The sequence below is a fragment of the Glycomyces sp. NRRL B-16210 genome (assembly GCF_000719515.1).
Lineage (GTDB): Bacteria > Actinomycetota > Actinomycetes > Mycobacteriales > Micromonosporaceae > Glycomyces.
Window position 1 is genome coordinate 248422 of record NZ_JOGR01000002.1, and the last position, 12654, is coordinate 261075.

At 69.4% G+C, this 12654-nt stretch carries 17 protein-coding genes; 7 read left to right on the top strand and 10 right to left on the bottom strand.

The genetic code is table 11. From position 1 onward, the window contains the following. Positions 1 to 3 precede the first annotated feature (3 nt). Entirely contained in the window at positions 4 to 411 is a 408-nt protein-coding gene (locus tag IF12_RS0103800; protein WP_051703933.1) for a MerR family DNA-binding transcriptional regulator, read from the bottom strand. 90 nt (positions 412 to 501) lie between these two features. Between IF12_RS0103800 and IF12_RS0103805 the strand changes: the two genes are divergently transcribed. Then, entirely contained in the window at positions 502 to 927 is a 426-nt protein-coding gene (locus IF12_RS0103805) for a hypothetical protein (protein ID WP_030154736.1), read from the top strand. A gap of 19 nt (positions 928 to 946) precedes the next feature. Here the strand turns inward: IF12_RS0103805 and IF12_RS22620 are convergent, their stop codons facing one another. From IF12_RS22620 to IF12_RS0103820, 3 genes are read right to left on the bottom strand one after another with little or no spacing between them, the layout of a single operon-like run. After that, entirely contained in the window at positions 947 to 1840 is an 894-nt protein-coding gene (locus tag IF12_RS22620; protein ID WP_035748262.1) for a hypothetical protein, read from the bottom strand. 5 nt (positions 1841 to 1845) lie between these two features. Next, complete coding sequence (locus tag IF12_RS0103815; protein ID WP_133884254.1) at positions 1846 to 2388, bottom strand: hypothetical protein; 543 nt, start codon at positions 2386 to 2388, stop codon at positions 1846 to 1848. 53 nt (positions 2389 to 2441) lie between these two features. Beyond that, positions 2442 to 2825 (bottom strand): VOC family protein, encoded by a 384-nt coding sequence (locus tag IF12_RS0103820; protein ID WP_231492318.1) that lies wholly within the window; start codon positions 2823 to 2825, stop codon positions 2442 to 2444. Between the two features lie 250 nt (positions 2826 to 3075). On the opposite strand from IF12_RS0103820, the gene IF12_RS26015 reads away from it, so the two are divergent. Both IF12_RS26015 and IF12_RS0103835 read left to right on the top strand, forming a co-directional pair. Next, positions 3076 to 3687 carry a DUF4333 domain-containing protein gene (locus tag IF12_RS26015; RefSeq protein WP_051703934.1) on the top strand — a complete coding sequence of 204 codons (612 nt, stop codon included), beginning with the start codon at positions 3076 to 3078 and terminating at the stop codon, positions 3685 to 3687. 167 nt (positions 3688 to 3854) lie between these two features. Next, complete coding sequence (locus IF12_RS0103835; protein WP_030154744.1) at positions 3855 to 4442, top strand: hypothetical protein; 588 nt, start codon at positions 3855 to 3857, stop codon at positions 4440 to 4442. Here IF12_RS0103835 and IF12_RS26020 read toward each other — a convergent pair. The 3 genes from IF12_RS26020 to IF12_RS0103850 all read right to left on the bottom strand — a co-directional run bounded on the left by IF12_RS26020 (position 4411) and on the right by IF12_RS0103850 (position 5835). Then, the gene (locus IF12_RS26020; protein WP_035748267.1) at positions 4411 to 4575 is read right to left on the bottom strand and encodes a hypothetical protein; all 165 of its coding nucleotides are present in this window, start codon (positions 4573 to 4575) and stop codon (positions 4411 to 4413) included. The genes IF12_RS0103835 and IF12_RS26020 overlap by 32 nt on opposite strands. A gap of 216 nt (positions 4576 to 4791) precedes the next feature. Continuing rightward, positions 4792 to 4953 (bottom strand): hypothetical protein, encoded by a 162-nt coding sequence (locus IF12_RS26025; protein WP_030154747.1) that lies wholly within the window; start codon positions 4951 to 4953, stop codon positions 4792 to 4794. A gap of 213 nt (positions 4954 to 5166) precedes the next feature. Beyond that, complete coding sequence (locus IF12_RS0103850; RefSeq protein ID WP_030154750.1) at positions 5167 to 5835, bottom strand: class I SAM-dependent methyltransferase; 669 nt, start codon at positions 5833 to 5835, stop codon at positions 5167 to 5169. 125 nt (positions 5836 to 5960) lie between these two features. Between IF12_RS0103850 and IF12_RS23730 the strand changes: the two genes are divergently transcribed. Together IF12_RS23730 and IF12_RS0103870 are read left to right on the top strand one after the other, a co-directional pair. After that, positions 5961 to 6788 (top strand): DddA-like double-stranded DNA deaminase toxin, encoded by an 828-nt coding sequence (locus tag IF12_RS23730; protein ID WP_133884255.1) that lies wholly within the window; start codon positions 5961 to 5963, stop codon positions 6786 to 6788. Between the two features lie 16 nt (positions 6789 to 6804). After that, entirely contained in the window at positions 6805 to 7215 is a 411-nt protein-coding gene (locus tag IF12_RS0103870) for an Imm1 family immunity protein (protein ID WP_030154757.1), read from the top strand. Positions 7216 to 7547: 332 nt separating this feature from the next. Here the strand turns inward: IF12_RS0103870 and IF12_RS0103875 are convergent, their stop codons facing one another. Beyond that, entirely contained in the window at positions 7548 to 8267 is a 720-nt protein-coding gene (locus IF12_RS0103875; RefSeq protein WP_030154759.1) for an NAD(P)-dependent oxidoreductase, read from the bottom strand. Between the two features lie 101 nt (positions 8268 to 8368). On the opposite strand from IF12_RS0103875, the gene IF12_RS0103880 reads away from it, so the two are divergent. Next, complete coding sequence (locus IF12_RS0103880; protein ID WP_030154761.1) at positions 8369 to 9046, top strand: TetR/AcrR family transcriptional regulator; 678 nt, start codon at positions 8369 to 8371, stop codon at positions 9044 to 9046. Positions 9047 to 9785: 739 nt separating this feature from the next. Here IF12_RS0103880 and IF12_RS0103885 read toward each other — a convergent pair. Continuing rightward, on the bottom strand, positions 9786 to 10538 hold the full coding sequence (locus IF12_RS0103885; protein ID WP_030154763.1) for an N-acetyltransferase: 753 nt from the start codon (positions 10536 to 10538) through the stop codon (positions 9786 to 9788). 214 nt (positions 10539 to 10752) lie between these two features. Continuing rightward, positions 10753 to 11604 carry a helix-turn-helix transcriptional regulator gene (locus IF12_RS0103890; protein WP_030154765.1) on the bottom strand — a complete coding sequence of 284 codons (852 nt, stop codon included), beginning with the start codon at positions 11602 to 11604 and terminating at the stop codon, positions 10753 to 10755. A gap of 166 nt (positions 11605 to 11770) precedes the next feature. Here IF12_RS0103890 and IF12_RS0103895 point away from each other — a divergent pair, with 166 nt between their 5' ends. After that, positions 11771 to 12544: an SDR family oxidoreductase gene (locus IF12_RS0103895; protein ID WP_030154768.1), complete on the top strand. Its 774-nt coding sequence runs from the start codon at positions 11771 to 11773 to the stop codon at positions 12542 to 12544. The last annotated feature ends 110 nt before the right edge of the window (positions 12545 to 12654 follow it).

The following is a 12654-nucleotide window of genomic DNA, read 5'->3' on the forward strand; positions in this document are numbered from 1 at the left end:
CCGTCAGCGCAACGGCAGCAACGTCTTCGGCGGCGCCGTGCGACCCGACCGCCGCGTTTCGTCCGGGCGCAGCGGGCAGCCGGTTCCCGCTCGCTCCACCAGTTCGCCCCGCAGCGCCGCGAGTTCGGCCATGCGTGCGTCCACGATCGCGATCTTGTCGGCGAACAGCGCCGACAGCGCCGCCGCCGAGTCGGGCGCGTCGCGCAGTTCCCTTCCGTGGTCGGCGATCTCGGTCAGCGAGAACCCGAGCCGCTGCGCGGTCCGCACGTAGTCGAGCCACGGGAGCGCCTCGGCGGGGAAGTCCCGGTACCCGTTGGGGGAGCGGTGCGATTCGAGCAGCCCGATCCGCTCGTAGAACCGGATGGCGTCCCGGCTCAGACCCGACCGCTGCGACAACTCCCCGATTCTCACTGCCGTTCCCGCCTTCCGCGACTTGACCTTGGAGCGCACTCCACCGTTTACGGTAGCCCTCCCCGGTGTCCCGACGAACGGAGTCCCGCCATGTCCGCAACCGTTGCACCGCAGCCAAACCCGTACCTGAGGCTCGTGCGCGCCAGCGCGGTGTACGACCTCGTGGTCACCGCTGGCTTCGCGACCCCGTGGACCTTCGCGATCCTGCACGCCGCGCTCAACGGCCTCGGCGCGGCGACCGGCCTCGGCACGCTCCCCGAGCTCGACTACATGCAGGTCCTGTACGCCAACCTCATGGGCTCGGTGGTCGTGGTGTGGTCACTGCTGCGGCTCACCGCTCCGCTGCGGCTCCACGGCCTCCTCGACGGCGTCGCGCGCGCCCTGTTCTCGACCTGGATGGCGTACGCGCTCACGCAAGGGGCGCCGGACCTCTTGTGGGGCTTCCTGATCGTGGAGGTCGCCTGGGGCGCGGCGCAGCTCGCGCCGTGGCTCGGCCGCCGGTTCCGGAACCGGTGACCCGTCCCGGACCGCTTCCTCAGCCGCCGCCTCCGCCGCCGTCGCCGGACGGCTCCACGTACTGGTCGTAGTCCCGGTCGAACTCCCCGGGCCGCTCCGGATCGGGTTCGACCAGGGTCGTGCCCTGCTCTCCCACCGAGACCACGACCGGGTAACCCGGCAGCGGCACCCGGTGCGACTGCGTCGTCATCACCGCGTCGAACGTGTTCTCCGGGTTCGGCCCTTCGTATCTGATCGTGACCTTGAACTGCGGCCAGCGGTCGACCCAGCGGCGGTCGAACTCGGTCCCGGCGACCTCGCCGGCGTACCGGAACCCGCTTCGGCGCAGCTCGACGATGCTCCGCTGCCTGCGCCGGATCCTGAAGAGCAGGAACGGCGTCCGCACCGCCCCGCCCACGAACACGATCAGCGCGAGCCCGGTGAGCACCAGCAGGAACGTGGTGCCCGGCCGCTCCGAGGACGGCGCCTCCGGCGGCAGCGAATCGAGGTACCGCACGGTCAACCGCAGGTGGATCAGCCCGGCGACGACGAACCCGAGACTCGCCGCGGTGAAGCACACCGTCAGGCCCGCCGACTGCTGCCTGAAGCGCTTCCGCAGCGCCCCGTAGAGTCCGCCCGTCGTCGGGAACATGAGCACCACGCCCAAGACGGTGAGCGCGATCCACCACCAGTGTGAGGCGGGCTCGTCGAACGCGGGGGAGACCTCGTCCGCTCCGATCAGCCGCGGATACCCCATGAAGGCCAGGCCGGTCCAGCTCGCGGCGGTGAGCAGGGCCATGACGGCGATGCCGGGCGTGAACCGCCCGATCTCCTCGCCGGGCGCGATCGTCGTGATCTTGGAGGACCGGTCGGTGGTCGAGAAGATGGGGCCCGCTTCCCACCAGTGCTCGGGCTGCGCGGTCTCGTCGCTCATCGGGCTCAACCGGCGCCCTGGACGTTCGCGTACACCTCGAAGCCGAACGCCTCCAGCCCCGGCAGGTCCGGGTCCTCCGACTCGGCCCTGCTGGTGTCCTCCCAGAACACCGCCCACTCCGATTCGGAGACCCGCCCGATCGCGTAGTTCGCGAACGACTCCTCGTCGGTGCGGTCCCGGTACCCGTCCCAGTACTCGGTCGGGTCGGTCTTGTAGAAGTACAGCTCGGTGTACTTGTAGTCGTCGCCGTTATTCCGCTGGTCGCAGTGGAACCCGCCGGGCTCGCGGTCGTCGCCGCCCCGGCTGCTGTACTCGGTCGAGGACGCCTTCCAGGCGCCCGGGCACACGACCTCCATCCAGTCCTCACTGGTACCGGTCACGTACTCGCCGCCCTCGGCGGCGACGCCCTCCTCGGGGCCCTGGTTCTCGGAGGATCCGTCGGAGGCCTCGGGATCGGGCGCGTCGTCGGCGTCGGAGCAGGCGGTCAGCGCGACCGCGAGTACACCGGCCACGAGCAGGCTCCGGGCGGCACGTTGAAAACGAGTCATGTCCAGAGGCTAGATGCGGTCCGCAACCTGCTCGCCGTCGTCGCGAACGCGTCTCAACCCTCGTCCAGGCACAGGCAGAACGGGTGCCCGGCGGGGTCGAACAGGACCCTGACGTGCTCCTGCGGCTGGTGGTCGGCCACCACCGCGCCGAGCGCCACCGCCTCGGCGACGGCCTCCTCCAGGTCCCCGACCTGGAAGTCGAAGTGCATCATCGGGCGCTGCTCGCCCTCGACGGGCGGCCACACCGGCGCCCGGTAGCCCTCCGCCCGCTGGAACACGAAGAACGGACCCTGCGGCGAGGCGGCGACGATCGCCGTCCCCGGCTCCTCGTGGCCGATGTGCCAGCCGACCAGCGCCGCGTAGAACCGCGCCAGTGCCCCCGGGTCCGGCGCTTCGATCGAAGTGCCCCACCACATGCCATCGCGTCTCGATCTCATCTCAGTATTCTGCCGCACGTGCCTGACACCCGCCGGTTTCCCGCCTCGCGAATCGGGTCCAACGCGATCAAACTGAGAAGGCGACGGCATCGCCGCGCCGTCTTCCGTGGTCCCAAGGGGCGATGGCCCGCGCGCGGTACCGCCGAGCGTGGACGCCCGTGGGTATAGTCGCGACGGATCCACCGGTCCCCGGGAGCCCCAGAAGCCCCGGGGGATCGCAGGCATCACCGATCAAACGAAAGGCCAACTCGTGCCAATCCGTAAGCTAGCGGCCCTGCCTCTCGCAATCGCAGTCATCGGTCTCTCGGCGTGCACCTTCGAGGCCGGACAGACCGTCTCCGGTGAGAAACTCGCCGAGGCGGCCGAGGACGCACTGGAAGGCGAGATCGGCTCGCGCCCCGACGTCGACTGCGGCGACGACTCCATCATCGTCTCCCAGGACAAAGAGGTCGACTGCCTGCTGACCGACCCCGCCACCGGCCTGGAGTACGACACCACCGTCACGTTCACCGGCGTCGACGGCGACGAGTGGAGCATCCAGGTCGACGTGGCCTCCGAGGCCAACAACGGTGAGGCCGAGGAGTCCGAGGCGCCCGCGAACGAAGGCGCCGACGGGACCGAGCTCTCCATCGCCGGCAGCGACCTCGCCGCCGCGGCCGCCGACGCGCTGGAGGCCCAGGTCGGGTCGCGCCCCGACATCGACTGCGGCGACCTCCAGATCACCATCTACGAAGGCCGCCAGACCTATTGCACCCTCACCGACGCGGCGTCGGGCGAGGAGTACGAGGTGACCATCGACGTCACCAGCATCGAAGGCGAGCAGTTCAACTTCGACGTCCAGGTCGCGAGCACCCCCAAGTAGCCTCGCCGGCCGACCGGGGGCGTCGCCCGAAGCCTTGGGGCCGTGAGGCCCCGCGCCTCGGCGCTCGCCCCGGTCGGCCGAGTGGACCAGACGGCATGGCCGCATTTGCGGATAAGACGGCTGATTGGGGGATGCGGTATCAGCTCTACGTGGAGTAGAACTGGGGGATGCTCGAACTGAATCCGTCCCTTTGGGATGATATCGATCTGCCGATGTTGCAGCGCATCGTGGACCTGTACGACCGTACGGGCCCGTTCAAAGCCGAGTCCCTGGCGCAGCATTTCCAGATCGACCTGGAGCCTCGCGACCTCGCCTTCTCGATGAAGCGCTTGGCGGACCAGGGATACATCGAGTCGCAGAACCGGGCCGGCGGTTTCCCGCACTCGATCATGAACGTCACCGAAAAAGCCCGACAGACTCTTGTGGACCGTCGCGGGCCCGAATCCCGGGCGCCGCGGCTCGAAGACCTCGTCCCGCAGCTCGACGACCTGACCGCGAAGGTGGCGGCCGCGCTGCGGGCGAAGCCGACCCACCCGGACGCGCCGCGCTGGCGCAGGTTCCACGAGGTGGCGGTCGACCTCGGTTCCGAACTCTCCGCCAAGTTAGCGATCACCTGGGTCGAGCGGGACCCCGGTGGCGCTCATGCAAAAGGCCTCACCGGCCGGGGCGACCCGGTCGGAGAGGCCGTAACGCGATCGGGCGGACGGGCCGCCGCGGTCGGAGTCAGGCGTGGCTGTTGCCCACGCGCCTCCTGATCATGCCGAAGACGATGGTGCCCACGAAGAGCACGAGGCCGATGATCGCCAGCCAGAGCAGGCCCTTGATGGCGAAGCCGACGACGGCGAGCACCGCCCAGGCGACGATCAGAATCCATAGAACTGTCCACATACTGAAAGCCTACGCTTCATTACGCGCAGAGAATGCAAAACGAGGACAAAAGTCGAAAGCTTTTCATATGCTTCCGACCTGCGCATACGTTGCCCGATCCTCGCAAAAACCCTCGAAGAATTCAGGGCCGGCCTCTGTCCCCTTCGCGCGCTTGGAGTCTCGACACGCGAAAGGCCGCCGTGCGCTCGATTCGAGTGCACGGCGGCCGTGTCCGGGTCAGGCGCTGCCGCCGGACCGCTGCTTGATCATGCCGTAGAGGGCCGTGATGACGAAGAGCACGATGCCGATCACCGCGAGCCAGACCAGGCCCTTGATGATGAAGCCGAAGAACGTCAGCACCAGCCAGATGATGAGCAGGATTCCGAGAAATTTCCACATAGACCGAGCTTAGGTCGAATTCCGGGCGAGAGGTCGAGAATCGGCGGATTCGGATGCCGGAAGCCGTTCCCACCGGGGACCGGCGCGGTAGCCGCGCGGCCGCGCGACCACCGAAGGTCGTTCAGATACCCGCCGGCACTTTCGAGCCGCTTCGGTTCCCACCGGGGGACCGGCGGTGGCCGCTATGTCGCGCACCGCCGAGAGCCGTTCCCGCTACCCGCCGGCGCCTTCGAACCGCTTCGGTCCTTTGCGGACGAGCAGGTGGCAGTAGTGGAATCCTCGGATCGGGTCCTCGTCCGGCGCGACGACCTGACGGGCGACCTCGCTGAACCCCGCCTCCCGCAGCAAACCGGCCACACCGCCGACCGACAGTCGGTACGCGAGCGCGACCGCGTGGTCGAAGGGCTGGGCGAGTTCCGAAGCCTCGTCGTCGGCCTGGAAGCACAGCAGCAGATGCCCTCCCGTCGCGAGCATTCGATGGAACGCCGCGAACGTCTCCGGAAGGCGCTCAGGGGGAGTGTGGATGATCGAGGAACGGGAGAACAGGCCGCCGAGGCCGCCGTCCGGCACGTCGAGCGCGGTCATCTCGCCGACACTGAACTCGATCTCCGGGTGGTCGCGCCTGGCCAGGGCCACCATCTCGGGGGAGAGGTCGACGCCGCGAACCGGCAGCCCGAGCTCGCGCAGATGCTCGGTCACATACCCCGGCCCGCAACCGATGTCGATCACCGGCAGCCCCGACGCTTGGACCAGTTCGGCGAAAGCGCCGATCATCGCCCGGTCGAAGGGATGGTCGCGCAGCGAGTGCTTGAATCGCTCGGCGTACTCCTGCGCCGCCGCGTCGTAGCCTTCGCGGGTCGATCGCACATCGGTTTCACCCATGGCACGAGACCTTACACCTTGGCCACCAGCCACTCCTGTAGACAGAAGTGCAGGTCAAACGGCGAATGCAGACCGGTCGGTGTCGGCTGCGCGACTTTTCCGGCACCGCGCCGACCGCATACTCAATGGGTGCCGCATCCATGAGGGAGTCACCCATGACCTCTGTCGACGAGTTCAGCGCCGCCATCGGCAACGCCGCCTCCTCCGCGGAGTCGGCCATCACCGCCATCGGCGCGGCGAAGTCCAACGGCGAGGAGTTGGCGGGCGCCATCGACAGCATCGACGCCGAAGCGGCGGCCGCGCGCGTGCGCGCTGTTGGCGGGCGGCTCGAATCCGAGGCCGGCGTGCTGGCGCTGCGGCTCAAGGACCTGCTCGACGAACTCCAGCAGCAGGCCCAGAGCGCCGGCGAGGCCTTAAAGCGCAGTGCGGGCGGGAGCAGTCTCGTCGGCACCGGCACCGGCACCGGCACCGGCACCGGCACCGGCACCGGAACCGCCGGAGCCGCGGCGGCTCGCAACAGGCCTCCGCCGAGTTTCGATCCGGCCCCGGCCCTCGCCTCGCTGCCGGAGTTCGAGCGCAAGCGCGGCTCGACCCCGCGCACGCACGGCGTGGTGCGGTTCGCGGACGGCACCCGCATGACCTTCGTGAGCGGCGAGGACGAGACCACGCCGCGCATTCGCGAACACATGTGGCAACACACCGGGCCAGTCCGATCGCCGAAAGGATTCTGGTCCGAATCGCACGCCGAATTGAAAGCGGCCCTTGCAATGAGCGACCACAACGTCAATCGCGCCGAGATGGTGATCAACAATCCGAACGGCCCGTGCGAAGGTCCAATCGGGTGCAACGGGCTCATAGCGCGCTACCTTCAACCCGGCGCCGTTCTGACCGTCCACTGGCCCGGCGCCGATGGGACCATGCAATCGAAGCGATACACCGGGACGAAGCAATGAGACGGAGGGAGCGGCAGTGAGCGTCCGAGCCTATTACCGACCGGGGCACGCCGAGTCCCCGCTGATCGCCGCGACCGCCGAGGAACTCGGCCGGATCATCGACGACCTGCTGGAGCAGCCGTTCGAGTACAGCATGGCGAATTTCTACATCGCCGAGCGCGAGACGGAGGACCCGATCGTGGAGCTGTCGGTCGGCGTCGACCCCGACCGGGGCGTCGGGAGCCTCCAGTTCCTCAACGGTGAGGGGCGCTGGTTCTCCAAGGGACACACCAGCACCTATGACGAAGTCTCTTACTGTTATTACGGCAACGGCTGCACGTATCCGCGCGACTCGGAGCTCCCGGTCGAGGCGCTGCGCGCCGCAGCAGCCGAGTTCCTGTCGAGCGACGGCGAGCGCCCGGCCTCGGTGGCCTGGCAAGAGGCCTGAGGCCGGACCGCGTCGGGACTGGCCCTAAGCGGCCCGGCCGAGGAAGCGCCGTTCACGCTGTGCTGGTGGAAGGCGGTGTGTCGGGCCGCCTGCCGAAGGCGTTCACTCCGTGCCGGTCGAAGGCGGTGCGTCGGGCCGCGTTCCGGAGGCGCGCTCTGGGGAGCGGCCGGGCACCGCGATCCGCTGGTCGAGGGCGGGGCTCCCCGCCTGCCGGAGGCGTTCACTCCGTGCCGGTCGAAGGCGGTGCGTCGGCCGCGTTCCGGCGACACACTCTCGGGAACGGCCGGGCAACGTGCCGGTCGAAGGCGGGGCATCCCGCCGGCCGAAGACTTTCACGCCGTCTTCGACGCGTGGGCGACCGCAGACGGGGTCTTGCGTCCGACGATTGCCGGGGCCTCCCGGACAAGCGAGTCGTCCTCGGCGGCCGCGACCATGAACAGCGCGAAGTCGGTGCGGCGGGTCATGTTGCTCGCCAGGACCGGGTCGCCGACGTGGCGGCTCCACACCGGCAGGCCCTCGCTGGGGCCCTCCTCCAAGTCACTGCCGCGCACCACGGTCCAGCGGGTGTCGCTCGCGAAGATCCTGCGGCACGCCTCCACCTGGTCGTCGAGGTCCGCCGCGCGCAGGAGCCGTCCGATGACGCGGAAGAGCGCGACGACCGCCTTGAACTTCCGCGAGTAGACGTCCTCGCCGTCGCGGGTGATGTGCCAGCCGCATGAGAACACCAGGCGCGCGCCGGGCTTCGCGAAGTCGAGCACGGCCTGGGCGGTGCCCGAGGAGTAGTGCTTCATGCCCCAGGGCACGAGCACCGTGAACACGGCGTCGCAGCCGTCCACCGCCCGCTCGATCGCCTCGCGGTCGTCGGTCCGCGCGCCGATCACCGTCATCCGCCCCTCGAACTCGGCGAGCTTGGGGACGCTCTGCTCCCGGCACACGCCCACGACCTCGTAGCCGCGCTCCAGCGCGTGCCGCACCATGTACTGCCCGAGTTTCCCGGAGGCGCCGACGACGCACACCCGCTTGCCCGCTCCCGGCTTCTCTTCCGATGCCATGACCTTCTCCTAGGGTTGAAGAACTGCGTACCTTTACACTGTACGGTCGATCTTTACAGTGTACGGTACACAGGTCCCGAACGGAAGAACAGGAGCACCGCGTGACCGTCGAGCCAGGAGCCGCACCCCGCCGTACCCCGCTCACCAAGGAATCGGTGCTCCGCGCCGCCGTCGCGATGGCCGACGAGCCCGGCGCGGGGCTGCCGAGCATGCGCAACCTCGCGGACCGGCTCGGCGTCAAGGCCATGGCCCTCTACCACCACTTCAAGAACAAGGACGCGCTCATCGACGGCATGGTCGACCTCGTCTTCAGCGAGGTGGAACTACCGCGCGACGACGACGCCGACTGGAGACCGGCCATGCGGCGGCGCGCGGTCTCGATGAGGGACGCCCTGACCCGCCACCCTTGGGCGATCGGCCTGATGGACTCGCGCACGAACCCGGGCCTGGCCACTCTGCACCATCACAACGCGGTGATCGGCTGCCTGCGAGCGGGCGGCTTCACGATCGCCGGCGCGGCGCACTCCTTCTCACTGCTCGACGGCTACATCTACGGCTTCACGCTTCAGGAGCTGAGCCTGCCGTTCGAGAACCAGGCCGACATCGAGGGTCTCGCCGACACCATGTTCACCCAGTACCCCTTCGGCGACCTCCCGCACCTGACCGAGATGATGCTCAACCAGGCCCTGCAACCGGGCTACGACTACGCCGAGGAGTTCGCCATCGGCCTTGATCTCATCCTCGACGGTCTGAGCCGGAAGCGCGAGGCCTGGACCTGATCGCCGAGGCGTGGTTGGCGGCGAACCCGAGGACGGTCGTGCACGCGTCCCAGCGCATGAAGAGCGCGCCTTCGGCTTCGACCTTATTCTCGACGGCCTGAGCCGAGAGCGCGAGGCCTGGACCTGATCGCCGCATCGCGGCTGACGGCGAGTTCGAGGACGGTCGTGCGCGCGCCTGCGCATGATGCACCCAGCCGACCCGACCGCCGACCCGTGCCCGGGCCGCGGCGATCCGGCTTGCGAGCGCCGTCGTGCTCGCATCGAGCGCAGTGGCGCTGCCGACCATGATCGACGCAGCAGTGAAGCACGCGAGCGGCGATCGACGCCGAACCCGCAACGGTCGCCGTCCACTACGTCGAATACATCGATGCGATCGTCGACTACCGGCGCGTCGTACCCGCAGTTACCTTCGCGGTCGCCGCAGCGGCACTCGCCATCCTTGGCGCGGCCGGATTGACCGGCCGATCGCGCGGGCTGGCCGGCCCCCGTGGGGCGTCGCGATCGCGGGACTCCGCCTGTTCGCCTACGGCGAGCGGACCGGGTTCGCACTTCGTACCCCGTACGGCTACGAACCGGTGCAGCGCTACGCGTCGCAGAACTAAGCGTCTTCTGCGGGAGCCGCCCGGTTCTTTGGCTGTCTCGTCATTTACGCGGGCCTGCCCCTTTCGAACCTGTTGCAGTCACCCGACCGCGTTTCGGGTGCGGCGAACGCCGATTGACCCGTCCGGTCTCGACCGCATCACCACACTGCCTGGTAGTGGTAGCCCAGTGCCTCAACGAATCCCGCCCGCCCATAGAGCGCGATCGCGCCGGCGTTCGCTGCCTGCACCTGGAGGTACATGCCCGCTGTCCCTTGGGATTCGGCCCAAACCGCCAGGAGCCGCAGCAGTTCGCGTCCCGCGTCCCGGCCCCGCGCCTCGGGGAGGGTCGCCAGGCCGAACACGCCGGTCCATCCGGTGTCCGCCACGGCCCGACCGACCGCGATCGTCCTGCCCTCCACCGTGATCGACGCGAAAGCGGCGGGCAGCGCGAGGCGCCGCAACTCGGCCCGGTCGGCCTCCGAATCGCCGTGGCCGCTCACCCGGTGCCACACGTCGAACCACTCCCGCGTCATGCGGTCCTCCACCCGCGACTCCAGTGCCGCCGCCTTCATCGCCGCCACTTCTGCGGTCGCCGCAATCTGCAAGGAAGTGCGGCTGAACGCGGTATAGCCGCGGGCGTCGAGCAGCTCGTCCAGCCCCGCCGGGCAGACACCGGGGCTGATCTGGAAGCAGACCGAAGCGCCTTGGACCGCATAGGCCTCCTCGGCCCATTCGACCCGCGCAAGGAGATCGGCGGCCTCGCCGTGGGGGAGTACTGATGCCAACCACCACGAATCGCCGGCGGTACGCCGCAGCCACCAGCCGTCGACGATCGCGACGTGCTCGACCGGCTGCGCCCTCGCGGCGCGCTCCTGGAGTCCCCGGAGTTCGACGGCGGAAAGCATCGGCATCCGGTCATCCTCCAGTGCGGAAACGCGCGGCCCTTGTCGACCCCACGAAGCCCCCGAGTCCGCAGCCGTGCGAGCGTCAGTTCCGTTGCACCGCGGGGGCCGTCCACTACCTCACGAAGACACCGAGTGCACCGCAGCGCGAGCGTCAACTTCGTTGTACCGCAGGGGCCGCCCAATACCCCACGATGACACTGATTCCACCGCCGCGCGAACTTCAGTTCCGTTGCGCCGCAGGGGCCGTCCAACTGTCGAGCAGCCGCAGCGCCTCGGCGCTGGCCGATCCCGGCTCCACGTTGTACACGCACAGCGTTTGATCCGGGTCGTCCGGCAGCCCGAACGCCTCGTAGTGGAATTCGAGCCGGCCCACCACCGGGTGCGCATACGTCTTCACGCCATGGCTGCGCTGGAGCACCTCGTGGTCGTTCCACCAGGCGCTGAACTCCGGGCACCCGAGCGTCAGCTCGCCGACCAGGTCCGCCAGCAGCCGGTCCTCGGGGTGCTTCCCGGCGTCGTAGCGCAGCACCGCGACCGTGTCCCGGGCCGCCTCCTCCCAGCCCACGATCCGCTCGCGCGCCTCGGGTTCGAGCAGGTAGTACCGCGCCAGGTTGCGCTGCTTCGCGGGCCGGGCGTCGAAGTCGGCGATCACGGCCCTCGCCAGCCGGTTCGAGGCCAGCACATCGGTGCGGCGGCCGATGACGAACGCCGGGACCGACTCCAGGCTCTGGAGTGTCCACAGCAGTTCCTTGCGCACCCGCTGGGCCGCAGGAGGCATCCGCTTGCGCGGCGCGCGGCGTCCCGCCAGGTCGACCAGGTGGTCGCGCTCGGACCGGTCCAGCCGCAGCGCCCCGGCCAGCGCCTCCAGCACCTCCGGCGACGGGTTAGCGGCCCGGCCCTGTTCGAGCCGCGTGTAGTACTCGACGCTCATGTTCGCCAGGCGCGCCACCTCGTCGCGCCGCAGGCCCGGGACGCGGCGGGCGCGGCCGTCGTCGGGCAGGCCCGCGTCCTGCGGCCGCACGCGCGCCCGGCGGGTGCGAAGGAAGTCCGAGATCTCTGTGCGCCGGTCCATGCCCCAATTGTGCCCCCGCACGAGAGCGCCCGACCCGCCGAAGGTGGTACTGCCGGGGCCAGTCACCGCAGGGCGTTCTCGGCCCCGATTTTCGGCCGTTCGCGGTGCTTGACTCGATGCAGGGGACGGGAACACCGTTCCCGAGCAACGAGACCGAAGGAACCACATGTCCACTGTGAACACCGTTTTGCCGCTCGCCGGTCGCGTCGCCGTCGTCACGGGCGCCTCCAGCGGCATCGGCGAGGCCACCGCCGAACTCCTGGCCGAGCGCGGCGCGAAGGTCGCCGTACTCGCGCGCCGCGCCGACCGGCTCGACGCGCTCGCCGCCCGCATCGAGAAGGACGGCGGCACCGCGCTCGCCGTCGCGGTCGACGTCACCGACGCCGCGGCCCTCAACGCCGCCGCCGAGCGCATCGAATCCGAACTCGGCACCGTCGACCTCCTGTTCAACAACGCCGGGGTCATGCTGCCCTCGCCGGTCGAGGAGCTGCGCACCGACCTGTGGCAGCGCCAGATCGACCTCAACATCACCGGCCTGATGAACGCCATCGGCGCCTTCACGCCCCAGCTCCTCCGCGCCGCCGGCGAGAAGGGCGTGGCCGACCTGGTCAACACCTCCTCGATCGCCGCCGAAGGCGTCTTCGCGAACTTCGCGGTCTACACCGGCTCCAAGGCCTACGTCAGCCACATGTCGCGCAACCTCCGCGCCGAACTCGGCCCGCGGGGCGTGCGCGTCTCGGCCGTCCAGCCGGGCATCGTCGAGAGCGAACTGCGCGAGCACGTCACCGACGACGCGGCCAACGCCTGGCTCACCGACACCATCGCGGCGATCGACGTGCTCGAATCGGCCGACATCGCGGCCGCCGTCGCCTACCTGGCGCAGCAGCCCGCGCGCGTCAACATCCCCGAGATCACCATCATGCCGACCGCCCAGATCTGACGGCCCGAGTCGAACCGCCCACCGCAAAGGGATCATTTCAGGACGATCGCTCATAAATGAGGACCGTGTCTCTGGGACGCGTGGCAGGATTGCCGTCGGGCAACCGACCG